Raw genomic sequence first — 18,640 nt, forward strand, 5'->3', positions numbered from 1 at the left:
GGAGCACGCTTTGAACTACAACTGGCAGTTTCATCTGCTGTACCAATACTGGCCCGTCTTCGTGCATGGCGCGGTGGTGACTTTGCAGATTACTTTCGGCGCCACCCTGCTTGGGTTGGTGATCGGGTTTCCGGTCGGTATTGCTCGTCAGTCGCACTCTTCGATTCTGCGCGGCGTATCCACCGTCTATGTGGAGGCCATACGTTCCACGCCTGCGTTGGTGCAGCTGTTCTGGGTGTACTACTGCTTTCCGGTGTTGTTCGACATTCAGCTCGGTGCGGAAACCGCGGTCATTCTCACGCTCGGCATCCACAGCGGTGCCTACATTGCCGAAATCGTACGCGCCGGTGTCGAGAGCGTCGATCGAGGTCAGATGATGGCTGCGCGATCGATCGGCATGGCGCACCTCGCTGCGCTGCGCCGGATCATTCTGCCGCAGGCGGTGCAGCGCATGATTCCACCTTTCATCAATGAATTTGCCAATCTGATGAAGCTGTCCACACTGGGCTCGACGATCGCGGTCTATGAATTGCTGCAGGAATCAAACAACCTGATTTCTCAAACGTATCGCCCGCTTGAGGTCTACACCTTCCTCGCCATCGTCTTTTTCCTGATCACGTTCCCCTGGATCTGGATTTCCCGCCAGCTTGAGAAAAAGATCAAGAAAAACGCATGACCATAAAGGAACAAGCCAATGCTCTCCATCAAGTCTCTCGGTAAATCCTACGACAAGCTTCGCGTGTTGAAGGACATCAATTTGGAAATCAACACCAAAGACATCGTCGCCCTGATCGGCCCCAGCGGATCGGGCAAAAGCACCTTGCTCAAATGCCTGAATTTTCTTGAGCCGTATGACGAAGGTGAAGTCCATTTCAACGGCGAACTGGTTGGTTACTCAAAGTCCGCATCGAAGGTCCGCAAGATGGCTCCTCAGGCGGAGATCAACCGGCTGCGGACGCGTATGGGAATGGTGTTTCAGAACTTCAACCTATTCCCGCACATGACGCTGATCGAAAACGTGATTGAAGGCCCGGTGCACGTTCTCAAAAAGCCGGCGGACGAGGTGCGGCAAATGGCGACCGAGCTGCTGCACCGGGTCGGCCTCGGCGACAAGCTGGATGTCAAACCCACGCGGCTGTCCGGCGGTCAGCAGCAACGTGCGGCAATCGCCCGATCGCTGGCCATGAAGCCGGAACTGATGCTGTTCGATGAGCCGACCTCGGCGCTGGACCCCGAACTGGTCGGCGAGGTGCTGGCCGTCATGCGCGATCTGGCCGGCGACGGCATGACCATGGTCATCGTCACTCACGAAATGTCTTTTGCAAGAGAGGTGGCCAGCCGTGTCGTCTTCATGGAAGGCGGCTACCTGGTGGAGGACGGCAGCGCCGAGCAGATCTTCACTGCGCCTATGAATCCCAGAACCAAATCGTTTCTTTCCCGCGTCAACCGTTAATTCAACAATCACTTTTACCAAGGAACCATCATGTTCAAGAAGAGATTTGCTTTCGTACTTTCGGCCGTGGCCTTCTGTATTGCGGCGGTCGGTCCCGCGCATGCCGCCGGCGAACTGGATCAGATTGCAAAACGCGGCGAGCTGCGTATCGGCTACATTCCTTCGCCGCCGGGTGCTCAGAAAAATCCGGCCAGCGGCGAGCTGACGGGCTTCTATGTCGACATGGCGAAAGCGATCGCGGCCGACATGAATGTCAAGCCGGTGTTCGTCGAGACCACCTGGGCCAACTTTGTCGCGGGCCTGCAGGCGAAGCAATTCGACATCTCCATCGGGGCCACCTTTGCGACCGTCAAGCGCGCCATGGCTGTGGACTTCACCACGCCACTGTTTTATCTGGGTAGCGTTGCTGTGGTCAAGTCCAATGAAACACGCTTCAAGACTGCCAAGGACATGGACAAGCCTGAGATCCGCATTGCCGTAATTCAGGGAACGGCCGCCGAAGACTACGTTCGCCACACCATGCCTAATGCCAAGATCATTTCGCTCGCCGGCGGCAATCTGGCGGCAGGCTTCGTTGAAGTTGCCTCGGGCCGCGCCGATGCAAGCTTTGAAGATGCATTTACCGCTTCGCGTTTCGTGGAACAGCAGCCGAGCACCAAGGTGATCTTCTCTGAAAAGCCGGTGTTCTTCTTGCCGATTGCCTGGACCGTGAAGAAGGGCAATACCGAATTGCAGGACGTTTTCAACGTGGCGATCCGCAATCTGATTCTGTCGGGCCAGATGAATGAAACCGTCGGCAAATACCTCAAGGGCGGCCGCTATATCGATAGCCCGAACCTGCAGGAATTTCCCAAGTAATCGCCGATAACCGCCACCGATCACAGAGAGAGCTAAGCATGCCGTCATATCCAAGTTGGGAGCAGACCCTCGCCGGAAAGCACTGGCGTAACGTACATTTTCCCCGTATCCGCGAGGACACACCGACCTTTCTCGGTGTTCCTTACGCGCTGGATGAAGCCGATATTCAAGGCGCCGATGTCGTCATTATCGGCGCACCATTTGCCGCCGGCTGGGGCAAGAAATACAGCGGAGTGGACAAAGCTGAATGGCTGGCCGCGACCACCCGCGTGCGCCAGCAGTCGATCCGCTACCGTGGCGGTTACATACAGGAACTCGACCTGGATGTTTTCGAGCATCTGAAGGTCGTCGATTACGGCGATATTCCGATTCCGATTGAAGCCAGCTACGAGGGAACGGTCGAACGTATCCTGGCGGCGCAGGAGTTGGTTGAGACGCGCGTGAAACAAGCACTGAATGCCGGCGCCGTGCCGATTGTGATCGGACAGAACTCGCCGGTGGCATCCTATGCCGTAGGCCGTCCGATCGCACAGCACTTCAACGGCACCATCGGCATGGTGAGTCTGGATACCCATTGGGATTGCTGGCCGTATGACTGGGCCACCAAGAATGACCGGATCGCCGGATCGACCAACTGGAAGGACAAGCTCTACCGCGATTGCCCCAATTTCGCCATCAAGAACCTGGTGGAAATCGGCGAGCGCGGCATGCTGGAAGATCCAAACGTGGTGCGTCGTTTCGTCAACGGCGGCTGTTGCTTCATGCCGATGTGGAAGATTCGCACCGAGCTGGGCATCGAGGGCGTGATCAAGAATCTGGATCATGCTTATAAGGATGCCGAGGCGGTATACGCGCACTTCGACATGGATGTGCTGGGCGGCGCCGGGCCGACCGACGGCGACATTCTGGGTGAGCTGGCAGAGCCGATGGGAATGACCGACTACGAGGCGATTCGCATTGCTTACGAGACCGGTCGCAGGGGCTGTGCCGGTTTGTCTTTCCTGTGCATTCCGCCGGGTTCGGCCGTCATGTATCGCGTGATCGTCTACGCCTTGACCTACTTCATGGCAGGGCTGGCGCAGCGCAAGCGCGATCAGGCCGCCGGAGCTTGAAATGCATGAAATGCTAGCCATCGATACCGAACGGGTCATCGCCTCTCTCAAACACCTCGCCCGATTCGGCGCCCAGGGGCAGGGCGTCAATCGGCCGGTACTATCGGACGCGGATGTTGAGTCAAGGAGGTGGCTGGCCGGCGAGATGGAAAGCGCCGGCCTGACCGTCGTGGTCGACGCCGTCGGTAACGTCATCGGGAAGTCAAAAGCGCCACGGGCTTTACTGCTCGGATCGCATACCGACAGCGTGCCGACGGGCGGCTGGCTCGACGGCGCGCTCGGCGTGATTTATGCGATAGAGACGGCCCGCGCCTTCAATCTGCAGTTTCCGGATGCACCGATCGGTTGCGATGTCGTCGCCTTTTCGGATGAGGAAGGCCGATACCTGAGCTGCCTTGGGAGCAAGTGGTTCTGCGGCGAACTGAGCTTGCCCGACCTGGCTCGGCTGTCCTATGCCGGCATCGATTTCGCCGGCGCGGCGCAGCTCGCTGGCTACGACTCTGAGGTGGGGGCGCAATTTGATGCGCGGCGCTGCATCGGCTACTTCGAAGCACACATCGAGCAAGGTCCGCGTCTGGACAATGCCGAACTCGATCTGGGCATTGTTACCGGCATCGCCGGTATGCGTCGCCATCGTATCGTCTTCAAAGGCCAGGCCGATCACGCCGGCACCACACCCATGTCTGTTCGCAAGGATGCCGGCATGGCGGCCTTCGAGTTTGCGGTGCAGCTGCGCGACAGTTTCGTAGAACTGGGGGCGCCGGAGGCCGTCTGGAATTTTGGCGCGGTTGAATTTCGTCCGGGCGTGGCAAACGTCGTCCCGAAAGAAGCGCTTCTGACTCTGGAGACGAGAGATCTGCGCCTGGAGGTGTTGGATGAGATGCAAAAGCGGGTCGCCGATCTGATCGAGAGCAACGATGGCCGCGCCGGCGTCAGCATCACTCTTGAACGCGTCGGGGATTTGCCGTCGGCGATCATGGATGCCCGACTGCTGCAGCACGTCGCCTCTTCGGCGGCACAGCTTACCGACAAAACCATGCATCTGCACAGCGGAGCAATTCACGACGCCATGGTGCTGGCGCGTCACGTGCCCTCGGCCATGTTGTTCGTTCCCAGCATCGGCGGACGCAGCCATGTCTATCTCGAAAATACAGCCGACAAGCATTTGCGCATGGGGGCGGAGGTCTTTGCCGGCGCCGCCCTGTCCATGATCTCCGGGGGCTAAAGCTGGTCACTGATCAGCCATGCGTCGCGGCTGCGACGAGTCTTCCATCGCAGCCTATCGGCGGATCTTCCGCCGATAGGCTGCTCTGATCTGGTTTTCAATTTGAATTCACCCTGATATGCGATCTGAAACTGAATCTGGCAATAGATCCGTCGAAGCAAATGCAAGGTTGGAGCTCGCGACTTTGTACCGCATGCTGGCCCATTTTCGGATGAGTGATCTGATCGATACGCATATCTCGTCTCGCGTACCAGGCACTAGCGACCATTTTTTGATCAATGCATATGGAGTTCTGTTTCACGAAATGAGCCCGGACAAGCTGGTCAAGATCGATTCGAGCGGCCAGGTTCTGCAAGAGTCGGGCAAGCAGTCCATGCGGATCAACAGAGCCGGTTTCGTCATTCATTCAGCGGTTCACAACGCTCGTCACGATCTCTCATGTGTCATCCACACGCATACCCCGGACGGAATTGCGGTCGCTTGCGAAAAGTCGGGATTGCTGCCGATCAGCCAGCACGCGTTGAAGTTCTACAAGCGCATCGGCTATCACGACTACGAGGGCATCGCCCTCGATCTGGATGAGCGCTCACGCCTCGTTGCCAACCTGGGCGGGCATCAGGCGATGATCTTGCGCAACCACGGATTGCTGGTCGCAGGGCGTACCGTTGCCGAGGCATTTCTGAATCTGATGTATCTGGAGCGAGCATGTCAGATTCAGATGAAACTGACGGCAAGGCAGAGCGACATGATCTTTCCCACCGCCGAGGTCTGCGAACGCACCGCCCGGCAGTACGAAGAGGCGGAAGGCCTTGAACATGCAGACCTGGTCTGGCAATCCATGCGTCGCCTGCTCAACTAGTGCCTTGAGTGTGCGACGATGGCGCAATCGCGCTCAACAACGGCGAGGCAACGCCAGTGACTGGATGGCAGGGCAAGGCATGGCGATGCATAATTGCCTTCAGCCGCTTGCCGGCTCCATCTGCAGTTCTGGCGTTGACCTCCGTGCCTGGCGCTCCTTGGTTCCTTGTTAACGAGCGTGAAGAGACAATCCGACCGCCTGCAGATACTCCTCCAGCGCAGACAAATTGGCCGATGAAACCATCGCGCCGATGTAGCCGTCCGGGCGCACCAGTATCCAGTCGCCCGCTGCGGGCGCATAGGCATCGACGAAATGTCCCTGCGAATCAAGCAGATCGCCGCCTGGGCCGAAGATATGCACGTGCAAATGGGGATGTTGCGGCGCCACCAGTTCCGGCGCTACGTGGAAACCTATCAGCGTCCAGTGCGCGCCGCGCAGCAGGTCGAACAGGCGTCGCGCTTCGCCTTGCGCAGTGGTAATCGGCGCATCAGGCGCACGGTCGCCGGCCGCAATGCCTTGCAGGCGTTCCGGCAGCGTCAATGCCAGTGAAGACTCCGGATAGCCCAGATCGAGTTGCTGCGTTTCTCTGCCGCGGCGCAAGTCGCCACGGCCCGCAGCATCCAGCAAGCGGGTCGACATGCCGAGCATGGATTCGGCCACCGGCCGGCGTTCTTCTTCGTAAGTGTCGAGTAGTTTTTCTGCGGCGCCGGCCAGCACTGCCGCCAGTTTCCAGCCGAGGTTATAGGCATCCTGAACGCTGGTGTTGAGCCCCTGGCCGCCGGTAGGCGGATGGATATGCGCGGCGTCGCCTGCCAGAAAGATGCGGCCGGCGCGGTAGCGATCTGCCAGCCGCGCATGCATGTCGAAGGCCGAGGCCCAGTGGACCGCAAGGACGGAAATGTCGTCGCGACCGCTGCGCTCGGCGATCATTCTGGTGAGTCCGGCCGGCGTGAGGTCGACGGCTTCACTGGCGTCGTTGGCCTCATTGGCAGCGATGGGCGCCTGCACCTGAAACAAATCGGTGCCGGCGAGCGGGCAGATGGCAATCTGGCGGGCCCTGTCTTGAGCATTGAAGCGATGCCAGAAGTCGCGGCTCAGGCCGGTCAATGTGACGTCCGCCACCATCGCTCTGACGCCCAGGGTCTTGCCTGCCAGATGGATATCCAGCAGATGGCGCACCCGGCTGCGTCCGCCATCCGCGCCGACCACATAGCGCGCCCGCAATTGTTCTTCGCCGGCCTGGCCTGCAATCCTTGCTTCGACCGCCTGCTCATGCGTCTCCAGCGTGAGCAACTCACGTCCGTATTCCACCTGATGGCCGGATTCGCTCAACTTGGCCCGCATGACCGCTTCGCCCAGAAACTGCGGCAGCATCAGGGGCTGCAGGATGGGCTCGGATGGGGTGGGCGCGAGCGGGGCCGTCGTCGGCGCATCGCGCCAGCCGCCATCGTCCAGATATTCTCGCTGGGGCGGATAGGGGCCGCCGGCAGCCATGATGGCATCAAGAATGCCCAGGTCCCCGAAGATTTCCAGCGTACGCGGCTGCAGACCCTTGCCGCGCGATCCGTGGAAGGGCGCATCCATTTTTTCGATCAGACGGAAACGCACGCCATATCGAGCAAGTACCAGCGCCAGTGCAAGTCCGGTGGGGCCTGCGCCGCAAATCAATACATCAGTTTCAGATACTGTCTTCATTGTCAGCCTCATAAGTGTAATATGCACATAATTTAGGAGAGTGTATGTCATTGGAAAAGAATGTGCAAGATACACATATATCTTCGCAACTGAGGATTCTGCATGGAAGTCTGATCAGTATCGTCAGTGCGATGAATCGACCGCAACGCGACGAGGCCATGGTCAAGGCTGCCGGCATCTCGCTGGAACGGGCCTTGTTTCCCCTGTTGGTCGGCATAGAAAGACTGGGGCCGATCGGCGTGGTCGACATGGCCGATCGCGTGGGGCGCGACTACACCACGGTCAGTCGTCAGGTTTCAACGCTGGAAGGTCTGGGCCTGGTAAAGCGCGAGGGCAGCGACGCCGACCGCCGGGTGCGGATGGCATCGGTTACGCCGAAAGGCAAGGCAATGACCGACCTCGTCGACGTCGCGCGCGAACGTATGGGGCGAAAGATTTTCGCCTCCTGGGAGCCGGGCGAGATGGATGAGCTGGTACGTCTGATGCGCAAGTTTGCGGATGCGCTGGACCAGCTGGAAGAAGAGTAAGCCGGCATGGCCGCAGTCCGCGCAGCTCAATCAGGTAAAGGGCGATCATCCATCGGATAATCGCCGCTGCCGCTTATTTTCCCAGCACCTCAAGTAGTTCAAGCAGCCCGGCGGTCACCAGTACTGCGCCGCAGAGGCGATTGATATTGCGGAAATGGCGACGCAAGCCAGATGAGATGGGCGAGAACGAAAGCAGAAAACTCAAGCCGCTGTACCAGATCACCGCACAGGCGCCGACCGTCACGATCATGGCTGCGACGGTGGCGCTGCTTGACGTGGACGGAACCAGATTGGACAACACTGCGCAGTAATAGAGCAGAGATTTGGGATTGACGATGTTCGATGCAATGCCGCGACAGAAGGCATTTTTCGCTCCTGAGGCGGCGCCTGTGTCCGGCAACGCCGCCTGCTGCGTCACGATCAGCAGCCGCAAGCCGAACCAGATCAGATAGGCGCACCCCAGGCCTTTCAACACCGGGCCCAGCCAATCGTAACGAACGATGATTGCACCGGCGCCGAAAATGCCGCAGATCGCCCACAGACTATTGACCACCGCGAAGCCGAACGACATGCAAATCGCCTCGCCACGCGATGAGTCAAGCGCCTTGTTGGCAATGGCGACAAAGTTGGCGCCGGGGATGGCCACGCCGATGGCGCTGGCGGACAGAACGGCGAGAATGGCGGGCCAGTCGAATAGCGCGGCATGGCTCATGTGGATGGCCTGATCTGATGCAATCGATACTTTGCGTGAGGCGGCGGCAGTTTCATTTCTGTAGGAGAGAGGTGAGAAGCGACGCTACTTTCGGCTTTTCATGCTCATCAGTAAATTACGATTAAAATAAGATCGTGATATATAAATCGTATCAAAGGCGATGATCAATTTCCGGCTAGTGAAGCAGTTATGGATGTTTGTGGCGGTCGCCGAGGAGCAGCATTTCGGCCGCGCGGCGCAGCGATTGGGGATGTCGCAGCCGCCCTTGACCGAGCAGATCAAGGTGCTGGAACAAGCGCTCAGGCTTACTTTGTTCGAACGCTCGCGGCAGGGCACCCGGCTGACGCCGGAAGGCGCGGCGATCCTGCCGGCGGTGCAAAAATTCGTTGAGCAGATGGGCCAGCTGGAGCGCGCAGTCAACGAAGCTGCCCAAGGCCAGACCGGCGTGCTGACCATAGGTGCGGTCAGCGCCGCCATGTTCGACGCCGTTCCGCCCATCGTCGACATGCTGAAGAAGCGCATGCCCGGCCTGGCCGTCAGCGTGCGCGAGATTGATAGTGTGGATGCCTTGCCTGCACTCGAACGCGGTGATATCGATCTGGCATTTGCCAGGCTCGACGGACTGGCGGGCGACACCATCGCTACGCTGCCGCTGGAAGAGAGCCGCCTGTGCGTCGCCTTGCATCACCAGCATCCCTTGGCGCAGACGGCCAGAATCCGACTGGATACGCTGAATGAGGAAGAATTCGTGATGTTCGAGCGGCGCTACAGTCCGCTCTATTTTGACAGCCTGATGGCGAGTTGCCGCAGCCACGGTTTCAGTCCGCGCATGCTGCATGAAGTGCGTTCGATCACTTCTCAGATTGCCTTCGTGGGCTGCGGCCAGGGTGTGGCGCTGGTGCCTGCGACCATGAAAAAAATGGCGCCGCAAAGTGTGGTCTTCAGACCGCTGAAAGAAAAAATCATGGTGACGACTGCCGCGGTTTCCTGGAACAGGAGTCGGCCTGGCATGCTGGTCGACGCTGCGATTGCACTCATATCAGGAAAGCACGCAGGCGGATCCACCAAGTGATCCCTCGATGCCCGCCGTCATGCAGATACGGCGCGGTCTCGGGGCTGGGCAGATGCGTGCTGCTCAGCAGCTCAGTCCATCGATACCCCTTACCCGGCCACGCGATGCTCCGCTCTTACCTGCCGACCTGATGCCCGATCACACCGCCGACTGCAGCGCCGCCTGCGGTGCCGATGCCGCTGCCGCCGGTCAGGATTGCGCCGCCGACCGCGCCTATCGTGGCGCCGATGGCGGTGTTCTTGTCACGCCGCGACATGTTGCTGCAGCCGCTCATCGCCGCCAGGGCGCAGACCGTGATGGAGATGACGGTAATCTTTTGAATTGTTTTCATGATGATCTCTCGATAAAAGCCAGGGATGCTGGCGCCGTGCTCATTGTGTGCCAGGCAACTGCCGGCAGTGCTGTTCGTTCAAGCTCAGCCATGTTGTAGACCGTCGCATTATCCTCATAAGTTTCCGGCCAACGCGGCTTGTAAATGATCTCTTACAGTTGTTACATCTTGGCGCGCAGGCGGTCTTGTCGTTTGCATATTTCCAGGTGGTCAAGCTGGTTCAGCTGCTTGAATATCCGAATGCTTTAGCGGCCGGTGACTTGGTGACTGCGGGCCCTGAAAAGCGATCACTCGCCCTGAAACCTGCTGATCTCAATGCCGGTGCCGACCGTCAGCATCACGCTGGAAATGCCGGGTTTGCTTTTGACCGCCGCACGATATTGATTGGCTTCCACGCTATCGGGTTTGAGCATGTTGTCGGCCACGATGACGGCACCCGGATTCAGTTTGGGATAGAAGGCGTCAAGGCAGGGTACATACAAATCCTTCCACAGATCGACCAGCACGAAATCGAAATTGCCTGCCAGTTCCGCGATCAGTTGCACCGCATCGCCCACCAGAAAATCCACGTGCCCGGCAAGCCCGGCCTTCTGCGACATTTCGCGCGCGAAGGCGGATTTGTATTCGTGCATCTCGATGGTGGTCAGATGTCCGCCGGCGGCGCGCGCCGCTTCGGCCAGCCAGATGCCGGAATAGCCGTAAGACGTGCCCAGCTCCAGAATGCGCGGAGCGCGCATGCTGCCGGCGATGATGTTGATCAGTTGTCCCGTCTGCGGGCCGACTGCGCGCATCCAGGTGTCCGGGCCGGTTTCTTTTTCACGTACGTGCGGCAGTTGCTGCCGCGCTTCCTTTTCCTGGACGATCAGCGCGTGATAGTTGTCCAGTATCGCGGTGACTTTTGGGTCCATTGCACGCTCCTTGAAATTCGATAGCGGCGCCGGCTCAGCCCCGGCGGAAGGGATTGCGCACGCTGAAATTCGCGCATGTGCATGGACAGACTAGGCCTGTGCGGGAGAGTTCAGGCGCGATGCAATTGCTGCAGAGTGTGGGATTGCTGCCGGCGGTTTGATTTGCCATCAGCGAGGCAGGACGCCGCAGGACTGCGGAGACGGGGGATTGCGGGGGAGCAAGGAGTGATGTCGCCTGACGAGGCGATCCACATCAGTAAGGCGATCGGTAACTGCGGAGGACTGTCAAATCCGGCCGGGATGATTTCATCCCGGCCTTACAGACATTTATGCCAGCTTGAACACGCTCACCAGTTGCTTCAGGTTCTTGGCCTGATCTTCCAGCGAATGGGCTGCGGCAGCGGCTTGCTCCACCAGCGCGGCGTTTTGCTGCGTCACGCCATCCATCTGCGTGATGGCCTGATTGACTTGCTTGATGCCTTCGGCCTGCTCCTGGCTGGCGGAATTGATTTCGCTGACCAGGCTGTTGGCGCTCTGCACGCTGTCCACCACTTTCGCCATGGTGGCGCCGGCCAGTTCCACCAGCTTGCTGCCGGAGTCGACCTTGTCCACCGATTCGTTGATCAGCACCTTGATTTCCTTGGCCGCCGTGGCCGAGCGTTGCGCCAGTCCGCGTACTTCGGATGCCACCACGGCAAAGCCGCGGCCCTGTTCGCCGGCGCGCGCCGCTTCCACCGCAGCGTTCAGCGCCAGGATGTTGGTCTGGAACGCGATGCCGTCGATCACACTGATGATGTCGACAATCTTGCGCGAGGATTCATTGATCGTGCTCATGGTTTGCGTCAGTTGCGACATGACGTCGCCGCCTTCATTCACCACCTGCGCGGCAGTCGTCACCAGTTGGTGGGCCTGATTGGAATTGTCCGCGTTCTGCCTGACGCTGGAGGTCAACTGCTCGATCGATGCGGCAGTCTCTTCCAGCGCGCCGGCCTGTTCTTCTGTGCGCGAGGACAGATCCAGATTGCCGGAGGCGATCTCGCCGGAGGCGGTGGCGATGTTGTCCGAACCGCTGCGCACATTGGCCACGATCACATGCAACTGTTCGCTCATGCGCTGCAGCGACATGACCAGTTCGCCGAGTTCATCCTTGCTGGTCGGCGCAGCGCGATAGGTCAGATCGCCCGACGAGACTTGCTTGGAGATGTCGAGCGCGATATTGATCGGACGGGTGATGCTGCGCGTCAGCATGACTGCGAAGAACACGCCCGACAACAGAATGATCGCTTCCAGCAACAGGATCAGCTTCTGACTATTGTCCGAGGTCTCTTCGACATGGCGAGAAATGGCGTCGATCTTGCCGCGCTCATAGTCGAGCAGCTTGCGCATTTCATCCTGGGTGGATTTGGCAATCGGCACGTACTCGGTTTCGAACAGACGGTTGATTTCTTCCGGGGTGCCGTCTTTCTTCGCCTTGTAGATGCGATCTCTGATTTCCAGGAATTTCTTGCGATATTCATTGATGCTCTTGAACAGCTGACGTTCTTCGTCTGAGGCCAGCAGGCGTTCAACCTGTGTCAGCGTTTCGGTGGAGATCTTGCTGGACTGGGCCGCTTCCTTGGCCAGAAATGCCTGCAACTCCGGATCCTTGCTCTTGACCACAGAAGTCGTGCGCTGGATCGCAATCAGCAGCAAGGTGTTCCATTCAGAGACCAGACGCTCCGAACTCAGCGGCACATCCATCATGGCGCGGGTTTCTTTGGCCACGGTCTTCAGGCGCCAGACGCCAATGCCGGAGACCAGCATGGAAAAAACCAGCACGACCGCAAAACCTCCCCCGAGGCGCGGGCCGATTTTTATGTTTCCGAACATGAAATGCTTTCCCTATCAAGACCGACTGTATTGCGTTCTAAGTTTAGTTCCAAGGGAAATGCGCCATGACTGTGAGCTCATTCCCTTGAGTTCCCCTGATGCACGTTGGCGCAAATCCGCTCCCACCGGCGTTGCCCGCACGCACTACGGGATTCTAGAAGCGTCTGTCAGCCCTAACCATATCAATATTGAGAAGCAATGTATGCCGGAACGGCAACGCGAAGAAACGCTTGCGATTGGTGCATGTAAATACGTGCGAAGACGAGTCACGCAGAGACCCCGAACAAGTTGAGTCATGTAGCGCTATCGGTTCTGCGTGGGGCTCTATGCGGGTTGCGGTCTGGCGAAGCCGGCGTGGCAGAGCGCGGGCGTGGCCGATGTGGTTGCCACGCACTGCGTGCCGCAGGCCTGCGATCTGCCCCAATGCATGCCGGGCCGTATGTCTGCTATCCGCAACAGCTTGCCAGTTTTACAGCAGTGATCAGGTATCAGGCCAGATGTTCATACAGGATCGTGGCGCCGACGCCGATCAGCACGACGCCGCCGAGAACTTCCGCGCGCTTGCCGATGATGCCGCCGAGCAGCCGGCCCAGCATGACGCCGATGGTGACCATGACCATGGTGGCAATACCGATCATCGCCGAGGCTTGAACAATGTTCACATCAATGAAGGCGAGGCCGACGCCGACCGCCATGGCATCGATGCTGGTGGCGACCGCTGTCAGCGCCAGCATCAGCAGCGATTGATTTTGCGGCGCGGCTTTTTCTTCTTCCTGCTCAGAGCTGAGGCCTTCGCGCACCATCAGACTACCCAGCACCAGCAGCAAGGCAAAGGCAATCCAGTGATCCCATTCAGAGACCCATTCGGAGGCGGCGGAGCCGATCAGCCAGCCGATCAGCGGGGTGATGGCTTCGATCACACCGAACAGCAGACCGATGCGCAAAGCCTGGAAAAAACGGGGTTTCTGCATGGCGGCGCCCTTGCCGATGGCTGCGGCAAAAGCATCGGTGGACATGGCGAGAGCGAGGAGAACGAGCGCGGCGAAATTCATGAAAGGGGTCCTGGTCAGGCAAAAAGTCCATGACATCTCCACGCGCCTGACCGAATGCGCGGAAATATCAATGGTCTCGCCTACCTGTTGGCTACCCGCACCACGACCGACGGTCGAGAATGTTGACACGGGCTCTTCCGAATGGCTCGGAAGCTGGCTACTCCCCAAAGAGAGCTGGCATTCTAACCGAAAAGTCCTGGATTTATACAAGCTCTTTTTTATCGTGATCCGACACCGGTCTGGCGGGCACTGTGACAATGCGCGCCGGTCATATCGGGCAGCCGGATGTTGCTGCAAGGGCTGTGCGCGCAAGATCAATGGCCGGATTTATCAGTTGCGGGCTAATACGGGAATAAGGGAGTGAGGGACTGAGCGCGCGGCATGCCGCAGGTGCATGCAGAAAAGCAGTTGAAAAGACTTCAATAAAAGGCTTTGCACAAAGAAAAAAGGGCCCATCTTGCGATGGACCCTTTATATCTGGTGCGGCTGGCAGGAATCGAACCCACGACCCCTTGGTTCGTAGCCAAGTACTCTATCCAGCTGAGCTACAGCCGCAAGAGGCGCGATTATATAGAGGTTTTTATGGAATGGGAAATTATTTTTGGCCGGGCCCGAAAAACCTGTGCAATGCGCCCGCCAATGCGCTCCTGTTTTCCGGTCCGGACTGATCTGATTGAACCGTCCAGTAGCTAAACGCTGGGCGCCGCCGGCGCCTTGCTGTTGCCCAGACTGAACATCAGACCTGCCGTCAGATAACCGCCATCCACGTTCAGGGTATGGCCGCAGATGTGGCGCGCTTCTTCCGAGGCCAGAAACACCGCAGCATCCGCGACTTCATCGGGCGTGCCGTAGCGGCGCTGCGGAATCAGATAGTGATAAGCCTCACGCGTGGCCTGGTCATGCTGGGCTGCCGCCATCTCGGTGGCGATGGCGCCCGGCGCAATATTGTTGACCGTGATGCCGGAGGCCGCGAGCTCCACCGACATCACCTTGGTCAGCAATTCCAGCGCCGCTTTCGAGCTGCCGTAGGCGGCGCGGCCGACGCCGCCGCGTTGGCCCGAGAGCGAAGCGATGTTGATCACGCGGCCGTAGCCGCGCGGCAGCATGTGGCGCACCGCCGCCTGCGCGCAGATGAAGGCGCCCACCAGATTGACCTGCAGGATGCGCTCCAGATCGCCGCGTTCGGTTTCCATGAACAGGCGGGTCTGGCTGATGCCGGCGTTATTCACGTGAATATCGAGCTGACCGAAGGCGTCGACTCCCGCCTGCGCAATGCGCTCGGCGTCGGCGCTGACGGTGACGTCGGCGCGCAAGGCAACTGCGCGACCGCCGTTACCGATGATGCTGTCGGCCACGCGCTGGGCGCGTTCTTCATTGACGTCGCTGATGACGACTGCGGCGCCGTTGCGGGCGAAGGCGCGGGCGATGCTTTCGCCCATGCCCTGTCCCGATCCGGTGATGCTTGCGACTCTTCCCTGCAGGCGCGCCTGCGGTGCTTCTGTTGATGCCATTGCCAGTCTCCTCCGGTTGGAAATCAGTGTGAACTCAGCGGCGCTTTTTATGAGTGTGATGGGCGGCGTCCGCTGTATTGCTGTGCTTCTGTGTTTTTCGGTATCAGCCTTTCAAGGTAAAGCCGTCTCTGACGATGCCGTACAGATCATCGGTGCCGACCTGGCCGCCTTTCAGCAAGACCTCGATGCCGTCGACCTGTGCATCGTCGGCCAGGATGCGGCAGATATGCGCGTTCTGGATGAAATGGCTGGCCTGCACCGTCAGCGCGGTGGCACGCAGATGACGCATGGTGAAGCTGGACGAGTCACCGCCGGCCACCACGATGCGATGTAGTCCGGTAGCGGCAATCGCGGCGCGGATCAGGTCGGCGTAGAACTTGCCGACGCGGTCGGCCAGCTCGACGTTGCCGAGTTTGAGCTGATCCAGAACCTCGCGGGTTTGTGCTATGGCCGGATCGTCCAGATCGCGCGCGGTGTAGATCAGTACGCTGCGGCCCTGATTCAGCGCGACGATGCTTTGCTCGCGCACTGCGGCCAGTTGTGCTGCATGGGCCGCATCATCCGGCGTCAGCGCGATATGCGGGGCGACCCGGATGCAATGGAATCCATTCTGTTCGGCCCAGTCGATCTGGGCTGCCGATTGCGGTGAACAACTACCTGAGACGACCAGAATGCGATCCGCCGCAGGCAGATGTTGTGTCGTGTCGGCCGGCTCCGGGCGGCTTTCACGGTTTGCGCTGGCCTGTTGTTTCAGATAATTGCCGAGGCCGAAAGCGAAGCCCTGCGCCGCCACGGCGGTCACCGGGCGTGTGGCCGATATCTCCCAGATGCTGCCGGCGGCGGTGGTCAGTTGCTGCACGCTGTAGCTATCGTAGACGGCGGCATCATGCTGCGCGCCCAGCGTTGTCGCATGCGCGGCCGGATCGCTTTGCGCCGCATCCAGCTCGGGCAGATCGACCAGCCGTTCGATGGGAAAACCCTGTTCCTCGAACAGGCGCCTGATGTCGGCTTCATGCATGGGCGTGACCGGATGGCGCGACATGGTCGGATGCCGATCCAGGCGATAAATGACGTCGCGCGCGCGGGCGAAATGATTGCCGAACAGGGTGTAACGGCCGAACTCGGGTGCTGCGCCCAGCACCGGCACGAAGCTGCCGGGCCAGACCGAGCGCATCAGGCGCGCCGCTTCGCCCAGGCTGCCGGTCTCGGATGTGGAATCCAGCGTCGAGCAGCACTTGTATTGCACCACGCGCAGCGGGAGCTGGCGCAGGCTGTGCAGCACCGGCAGCACTTCGGCCGCCATGTCGGCCCGTCGCGCCGAACGCGCGGTGCCGGCCACGCCGATGACATCGTATTCTTCAGCGGCCTGACGCAGCGCTGCATCGCCCGGCCTGGCAAAGAACAGAATCGTGCGCAGACCGTGGCGGTGATATTGCGCAGCGTTGTCCGATGCGCCGGTGAAGTCGTCTCCGTAAAAACCTATTTTTGTCTTCATTTTTGTATGGGTGTTGGTCTTGCTTGAGTGCGGAAGAAATCCGCGCGCAGACTACTTGCCGCGCTCGGGTTTGCCGGCTGCGCCATTCGTCTCATTGGCATTGAGGCGGGTATGTGCAGTCGGACTGTTCGGCACCTGGCTCAACACGCTGAGCCAGTGCGCCATGTTGAGATCGGCAATCTTGCGGACTTCAGAAGGATCGGTCGGCTGTGCCAGTGATCTGGTGATGCTTTCGTACTCGGCCTGATGCAGCAGTATGGATTTCTCCGGGCCTTCCTTGATCTGGGTGGCGTGTATCCATGGCCGCAGCATCGACAGCACGTAATCGGCCAGCGTGGAAATCAGCGGATTGTGGGTGGCGGCATAGACCGCACGGTGGAAATCGAGGTCGGCGTCGACGATCAGTTCAATGTCCGGTTCCGGCAGTGCGTGCAGCGCTTCCAGGCGCGCAATGGCATCGCGCATGGCCGCCAGATCCTCATCCGTGGCCTTGACGCCGGCGATCTCGGCGCAGGCGCGCTCGAAGATCGTGCGCAGCTCGGCCAGCAACTCCGCGGAGGGATCCTGCAACAGCGACTGAAACATGAACAGGAGCGACAGCGAGTTGCCAACGCCTGACTTCAGGTAGGTGCCCGAGCCGGGCGAGATGTCCAGCACGCCCAGGGTTTCCAGCACGCGCATGGCTTCGCGCACCGGCGTGCGGCTCACACCCAGCGCTTCGGCGATTTCCAGCTCGGTCGGCAGGCGGTCGCCCGGCTTGAGGGTGCCGTCCGACACCGCGCTGCGCACGAATTCGATGACGATGTCGGCGCGCCGCTGATCATGGCGGGCAGCCTGTCTTACCGCCGCCAGCTTGTTTTGTAGTGATAAATCCATGAGTGATGAACGTCGTGCCGAGTAGAAAGAATCTCGCATTTTAAAGGCGATAGACCTCAAATCAGAGAAGAATCGAGCGTTTTAGCTCGTGCTTCTCCTTCCGGCTTCCGTGTGTTCCATGCTTGTCGCGGGCACGAAGACGGAGGCGATTTCATTTCACGGCACGCTGAACGAAATCATTTGAAAATCTTTGTATAACATAATACATTATACCTTACACAAAGAAAGCAAAAACCAACATGGAGACAAAGACGTGGCTAAGAGACTGGAAAACAAGGTCGCCGTAGTGTTCGGCGCCGGCTCGGTAGGCGAAGGCTGGGGCAACGGCAAGGCTTCCGCCGTGCAGTACGCACGCGATGGCGCCGTGGTAGTGGCGATCGACATCAATCCCGAGGCTGCCGCCGCAACGGCGGAACTGATTAAAGGCGAGGGCGGGCAGGCCAGCAGTTATGCCTGCGACGTCACCGATCAGACGCAGATCTCCAAGGTGGTGGCGCAGATCGAGCAGGCGCACGGTCGTATCGACATCCTGCACAACAATGTCGGCGCTCCCATCATGGGCACGCTGGAAGAGCTGGATTACAAGACCTGGCAGCGCGCGCTGGACATCAATCTGAGCAGCGTCTTTTTCACCTGCCAGCAAGTGGTGCCTATCATGGTCAGAAACGGCGGCGGCGCCATCGTCAACATCTCCTCGATTGCGGCCATCCGTCATACCGGCTATCCCTATCCCGCTTACTACGCCAGCAAGGCCGCGCTGAATCAGTTCACGGTGTCGATTGCGCTGGAATACGCCAGGAAGGGCGTGCGCGCCAACGTCATCATGCCGGGCATGATGGACACGCCGCATATCTATCAGGCCATCAGCGGCCAGTACGTCTCCAAGGAAAAGATGGTGGAGCAGCGTTCCGCGCTGTGCCCGATGGGACGCATGGGCACCGGCTGGGATATCGCCAAGGCGGCAGCTTTCCTGGCATCCGACGAGGCCCAATACATCACCGGCGTCTGCCTGCCGGTCGACGGCGGGATCACCTGCGCGATCTGAGTGCGCCCCCTTCGCAGCAAGCATCCGGGACAGAAATCAA

18 protein-coding genes, 1 tRNA gene and 1 riboswitch are annotated in these 18,640 nt (G+C 59.5%); of the genes, 9 read left to right on the forward strand and 10 right to left on the reverse strand.

All coding sequences use genetic code 11. From position 1 onward, the window contains the following. The first annotated feature begins 10 nt into the window (after positions 1-10). From PQR62_RS20560 to PQR62_RS20585, 6 genes are all read left to right on the forward strand, one after another. Positions 11-676 (forward strand): amino acid ABC transporter permease, encoded by a 666-nt coding sequence (locus PQR62_RS20560; protein WP_408159893.1) that lies wholly within the window; start codon positions 11-13, stop codon positions 674-676. Positions 677-694: 18 nt separating this feature from the next. Continuing rightward, positions 695-1,453: an amino acid ABC transporter ATP-binding protein gene (locus PQR62_RS20565; RefSeq protein ID WP_408159894.1), complete on the forward strand. Its 759-nt coding sequence runs from the start codon at positions 695-697 to the stop codon at positions 1,451-1,453. Positions 1,454-1,483: 30 nt separating this feature from the next. Further along, positions 1,484-2,311, forward strand: a complete 828-nt coding sequence (locus PQR62_RS20570) for a substrate-binding periplasmic protein (protein ID WP_408159895.1) — start codon at positions 1,484-1,486, stop codon at positions 2,309-2,311. Positions 2,312-2,349: 38 nt separating this feature from the next. After that, positions 2,350-3,423, forward strand: coding sequence for an arginase family protein (locus tag PQR62_RS20575; RefSeq protein WP_408159896.1), 1,074 nt, complete (start codon positions 2,350-2,352; stop codon positions 3,421-3,423). 1 nt (position 3,424) lies between these two features. Continuing rightward, entirely contained in the window at positions 3,425-4,648 is a 1,224-nt protein-coding gene (locus PQR62_RS20580) for a M20 family metallo-hydrolase (RefSeq protein WP_408159897.1), read from the forward strand. A gap of 118 nt (positions 4,649-4,766) precedes the next feature. Beyond that, positions 4,767-5,507: a class II aldolase/adducin family protein gene (locus PQR62_RS20585; RefSeq protein ID WP_408159898.1), complete on the forward strand. Its 741-nt coding sequence runs from the start codon at positions 4,767-4,769 to the stop codon at positions 5,505-5,507. 168 nt (positions 5,508-5,675) lie between these two features. Here the strand turns inward: PQR62_RS20585 and PQR62_RS20590 are convergent, their stop codons facing one another. Beyond that, positions 5,676-7,202, reverse strand: a complete 1,527-nt coding sequence (locus tag PQR62_RS20590; protein ID WP_408159899.1) for an FAD-dependent oxidoreductase — start codon at positions 7,200-7,202, stop codon at positions 5,676-5,678. Between the two features lie 44 nt (positions 7,203-7,246). Between PQR62_RS20590 and PQR62_RS20595 the strand changes: the two genes are divergently transcribed. Beyond that, on the forward strand, positions 7,247-7,729 hold the full coding sequence (locus tag PQR62_RS20595; protein ID WP_408159900.1) for a MarR family winged helix-turn-helix transcriptional regulator: 483 nt from the start codon (positions 7,247-7,249) through the stop codon (positions 7,727-7,729). Positions 7,730-7,802: 73 nt separating this feature from the next. Here the strand turns inward: PQR62_RS20595 and PQR62_RS20600 are convergent, their stop codons facing one another. After that, positions 7,803-8,441 carry a LysE family translocator gene (locus PQR62_RS20600; RefSeq protein WP_408159901.1) on the reverse strand — a complete coding sequence of 213 codons (639 nt, stop codon included), beginning with the start codon at positions 8,439-8,441 and terminating at the stop codon, positions 7,803-7,805. 160 nt (positions 8,442-8,601) lie between these two features. Between PQR62_RS20600 and PQR62_RS20605 the strand changes: the two genes are divergently transcribed. Then, positions 8,602-9,513: a LysR family transcriptional regulator gene (locus PQR62_RS20605; protein ID WP_408159902.1), complete on the forward strand. Its 912-nt coding sequence runs from the start codon at positions 8,602-8,604 to the stop codon at positions 9,511-9,513. A 115-nt stretch (positions 9,514-9,628) separates the two neighbouring features. Here the strand turns inward: PQR62_RS20605 and PQR62_RS20610 are convergent, their stop codons facing one another. The 8 genes from PQR62_RS20610 to PQR62_RS20645 all read right to left on the reverse strand — a co-directional run bounded on the left by PQR62_RS20610 (position 9,629) and on the right by PQR62_RS20645 (position 17,555). Continuing rightward, positions 9,629-9,844, reverse strand: coding sequence for a YMGG-like glycine zipper-containing protein (locus PQR62_RS20610; RefSeq protein WP_408159903.1), 216 nt, complete (start codon positions 9,842-9,844; stop codon positions 9,629-9,631). Between the two features lie 287 nt (positions 9,845-10,131). Further along, a complete protein-coding gene (locus tag PQR62_RS20615; protein WP_408159904.1) occupies positions 10,132-10,752 on the reverse strand; it encodes an O-methyltransferase in 621 nt (206 codons plus the stop codon). A gap of 327 nt (positions 10,753-11,079) precedes the next feature. Next, complete coding sequence (locus PQR62_RS20620) at positions 11,080-12,621, reverse strand: methyl-accepting chemotaxis protein (RefSeq protein ID WP_408159905.1); 1,542 nt, start codon at positions 12,619-12,621, stop codon at positions 11,080-11,082. A 488-nt stretch (positions 12,622-13,109) separates the two neighbouring features. Then, entirely contained in the window at positions 13,110-13,673 is a 564-nt protein-coding gene (gene mntP, locus PQR62_RS20625) for a manganese efflux pump MntP (protein WP_408159906.1), read from the reverse strand. A gap of 1 nt (position 13,674) precedes the next feature. After that, positions 13,675-13,851, reverse strand: a riboswitch (yybP-ykoY riboswitch). Between the two features lie 300 nt (positions 13,852-14,151). Continuing rightward, positions 14,152-14,228 (reverse strand) — tRNA-Arg (locus tag PQR62_RS20630). Between the two features lie 134 nt (positions 14,229-14,362). Then, positions 14,363-15,184, reverse strand: a complete 822-nt coding sequence (locus tag PQR62_RS20635; RefSeq protein WP_408159907.1) for an SDR family NAD(P)-dependent oxidoreductase — start codon at positions 15,182-15,184, stop codon at positions 14,363-14,365. Positions 15,185-15,287: 103 nt separating this feature from the next. Continuing rightward, complete coding sequence (locus tag PQR62_RS20640; protein ID WP_408159908.1) at positions 15,288-16,679, reverse strand: four-carbon acid sugar kinase family protein; 1,392 nt, start codon at positions 16,677-16,679, stop codon at positions 15,288-15,290. A 51-nt stretch (positions 16,680-16,730) separates the two neighbouring features. Further along, on the reverse strand, positions 16,731-17,555 hold the full coding sequence (locus PQR62_RS20645; protein WP_408159909.1) for a FadR/GntR family transcriptional regulator: 825 nt from the start codon (positions 17,553-17,555) through the stop codon (positions 16,731-16,733). A gap of 253 nt (positions 17,556-17,808) precedes the next feature. Here PQR62_RS20645 and PQR62_RS20650 point away from each other — a divergent pair, with 253 nt between their 5' ends. Continuing rightward, a complete protein-coding gene (locus PQR62_RS20650) occupies positions 17,809-18,600 on the forward strand; it encodes an SDR family NAD(P)-dependent oxidoreductase (protein ID WP_408159910.1) in 792 nt (263 codons plus the stop codon). Positions 18,601-18,640: the final 40 nt, after the last annotated feature.

The organism is Herbaspirillum lusitanum, assembly GCF_046025995.1.
GTDB classification, from domain to species: domain Bacteria; phylum Pseudomonadota; class Gammaproteobacteria; order Burkholderiales; family Burkholderiaceae_D; genus Herbaspirillum; species Herbaspirillum lusitanum_A.

Excerpts from the sequence above, each read along its gene's own strand:
- PQR62_RS20565 (WP_408159894.1), top strand. The coding sequence starts at position 695 with ATGCTCTCCATCAAGTCTCTCGGTAAATCCTACGACAAGCTTCGCGTG.
- PQR62_RS20570 (WP_408159895.1), top strand. The coding sequence starts at position 1,484 with ATGTTCAAGAAGAGATTTGCTTTCGTACTTTCGGCCGTGGCCTTCTGT.
- PQR62_RS20575 (WP_408159896.1), top strand. The coding sequence starts at position 2,350 with ATGCCGTCATATCCAAGTTGGGAGCAGACCCTCGCCGGAAAGCACTGG.
- PQR62_RS20580 (WP_408159897.1), top strand. The coding sequence starts at position 3,425 with ATGCATGAAATGCTAGCCATCGATACCGAACGGGTCATCGCCTCTCTC.
- PQR62_RS20585 (WP_408159898.1), top strand. The coding sequence starts at position 4,767 with ATGCGATCTGAAACTGAATCTGGCAATAGATCCGTCGAAGCAAATGCA.
- PQR62_RS20590 (WP_408159899.1), bottom strand. The coding sequence starts at position 7,202 with ATGAAGACAGTATCTGAAACTGATGTATTGATTTGCGGCGCAGGCCCC.
- PQR62_RS20595 (WP_408159900.1), top strand. The coding sequence starts at position 7,247 with ATGTCATTGGAAAAGAATGTGCAAGATACACATATATCTTCGCAACTG.
- PQR62_RS20600 (WP_408159901.1), bottom strand. The coding sequence starts at position 8,441 with ATGAGCCATGCCGCGCTATTCGACTGGCCCGCCATTCTCGCCGTTCTG.
- PQR62_RS20605 (WP_408159902.1), top strand. The coding sequence starts at position 8,602 with ATGATCAATTTCCGGCTAGTGAAGCAGTTATGGATGTTTGTGGCGGTC.
- PQR62_RS20610 (WP_408159903.1), bottom strand. The coding sequence starts at position 9,844 with ATGAAAACAATTCAAAAGATTACCGTCATCTCCATCACGGTCTGCGCC.
- PQR62_RS20615 (WP_408159904.1), bottom strand. The coding sequence starts at position 10,752 with ATGGACCCAAAAGTCACCGCGATACTGGACAACTATCACGCGCTGATC.
- PQR62_RS20620 (WP_408159905.1), bottom strand. The coding sequence starts at position 12,621 with ATGTTCGGAAACATAAAAATCGGCCCGCGCCTCGGGGGAGGTTTTGCG.
- mntP (WP_408159906.1), bottom strand. The coding sequence starts at position 13,673 with ATGAATTTCGCCGCGCTCGTTCTCCTCGCTCTCGCCATGTCCACCGAT.
- PQR62_RS20635 (WP_408159907.1), bottom strand. The coding sequence starts at position 15,184 with ATGGCATCAACAGAAGCACCGCAGGCGCGCCTGCAGGGAAGAGTCGCA.
- PQR62_RS20640 (WP_408159908.1), bottom strand. The coding sequence starts at position 16,679 with ATGAAGACAAAAATAGGTTTTTACGGAGACGACTTCACCGGCGCATCG.
- PQR62_RS20645 (WP_408159909.1), bottom strand. The coding sequence starts at position 17,555 with ATGGATTTATCACTACAAAACAAGCTGGCGGCGGTAAGACAGGCTGCC.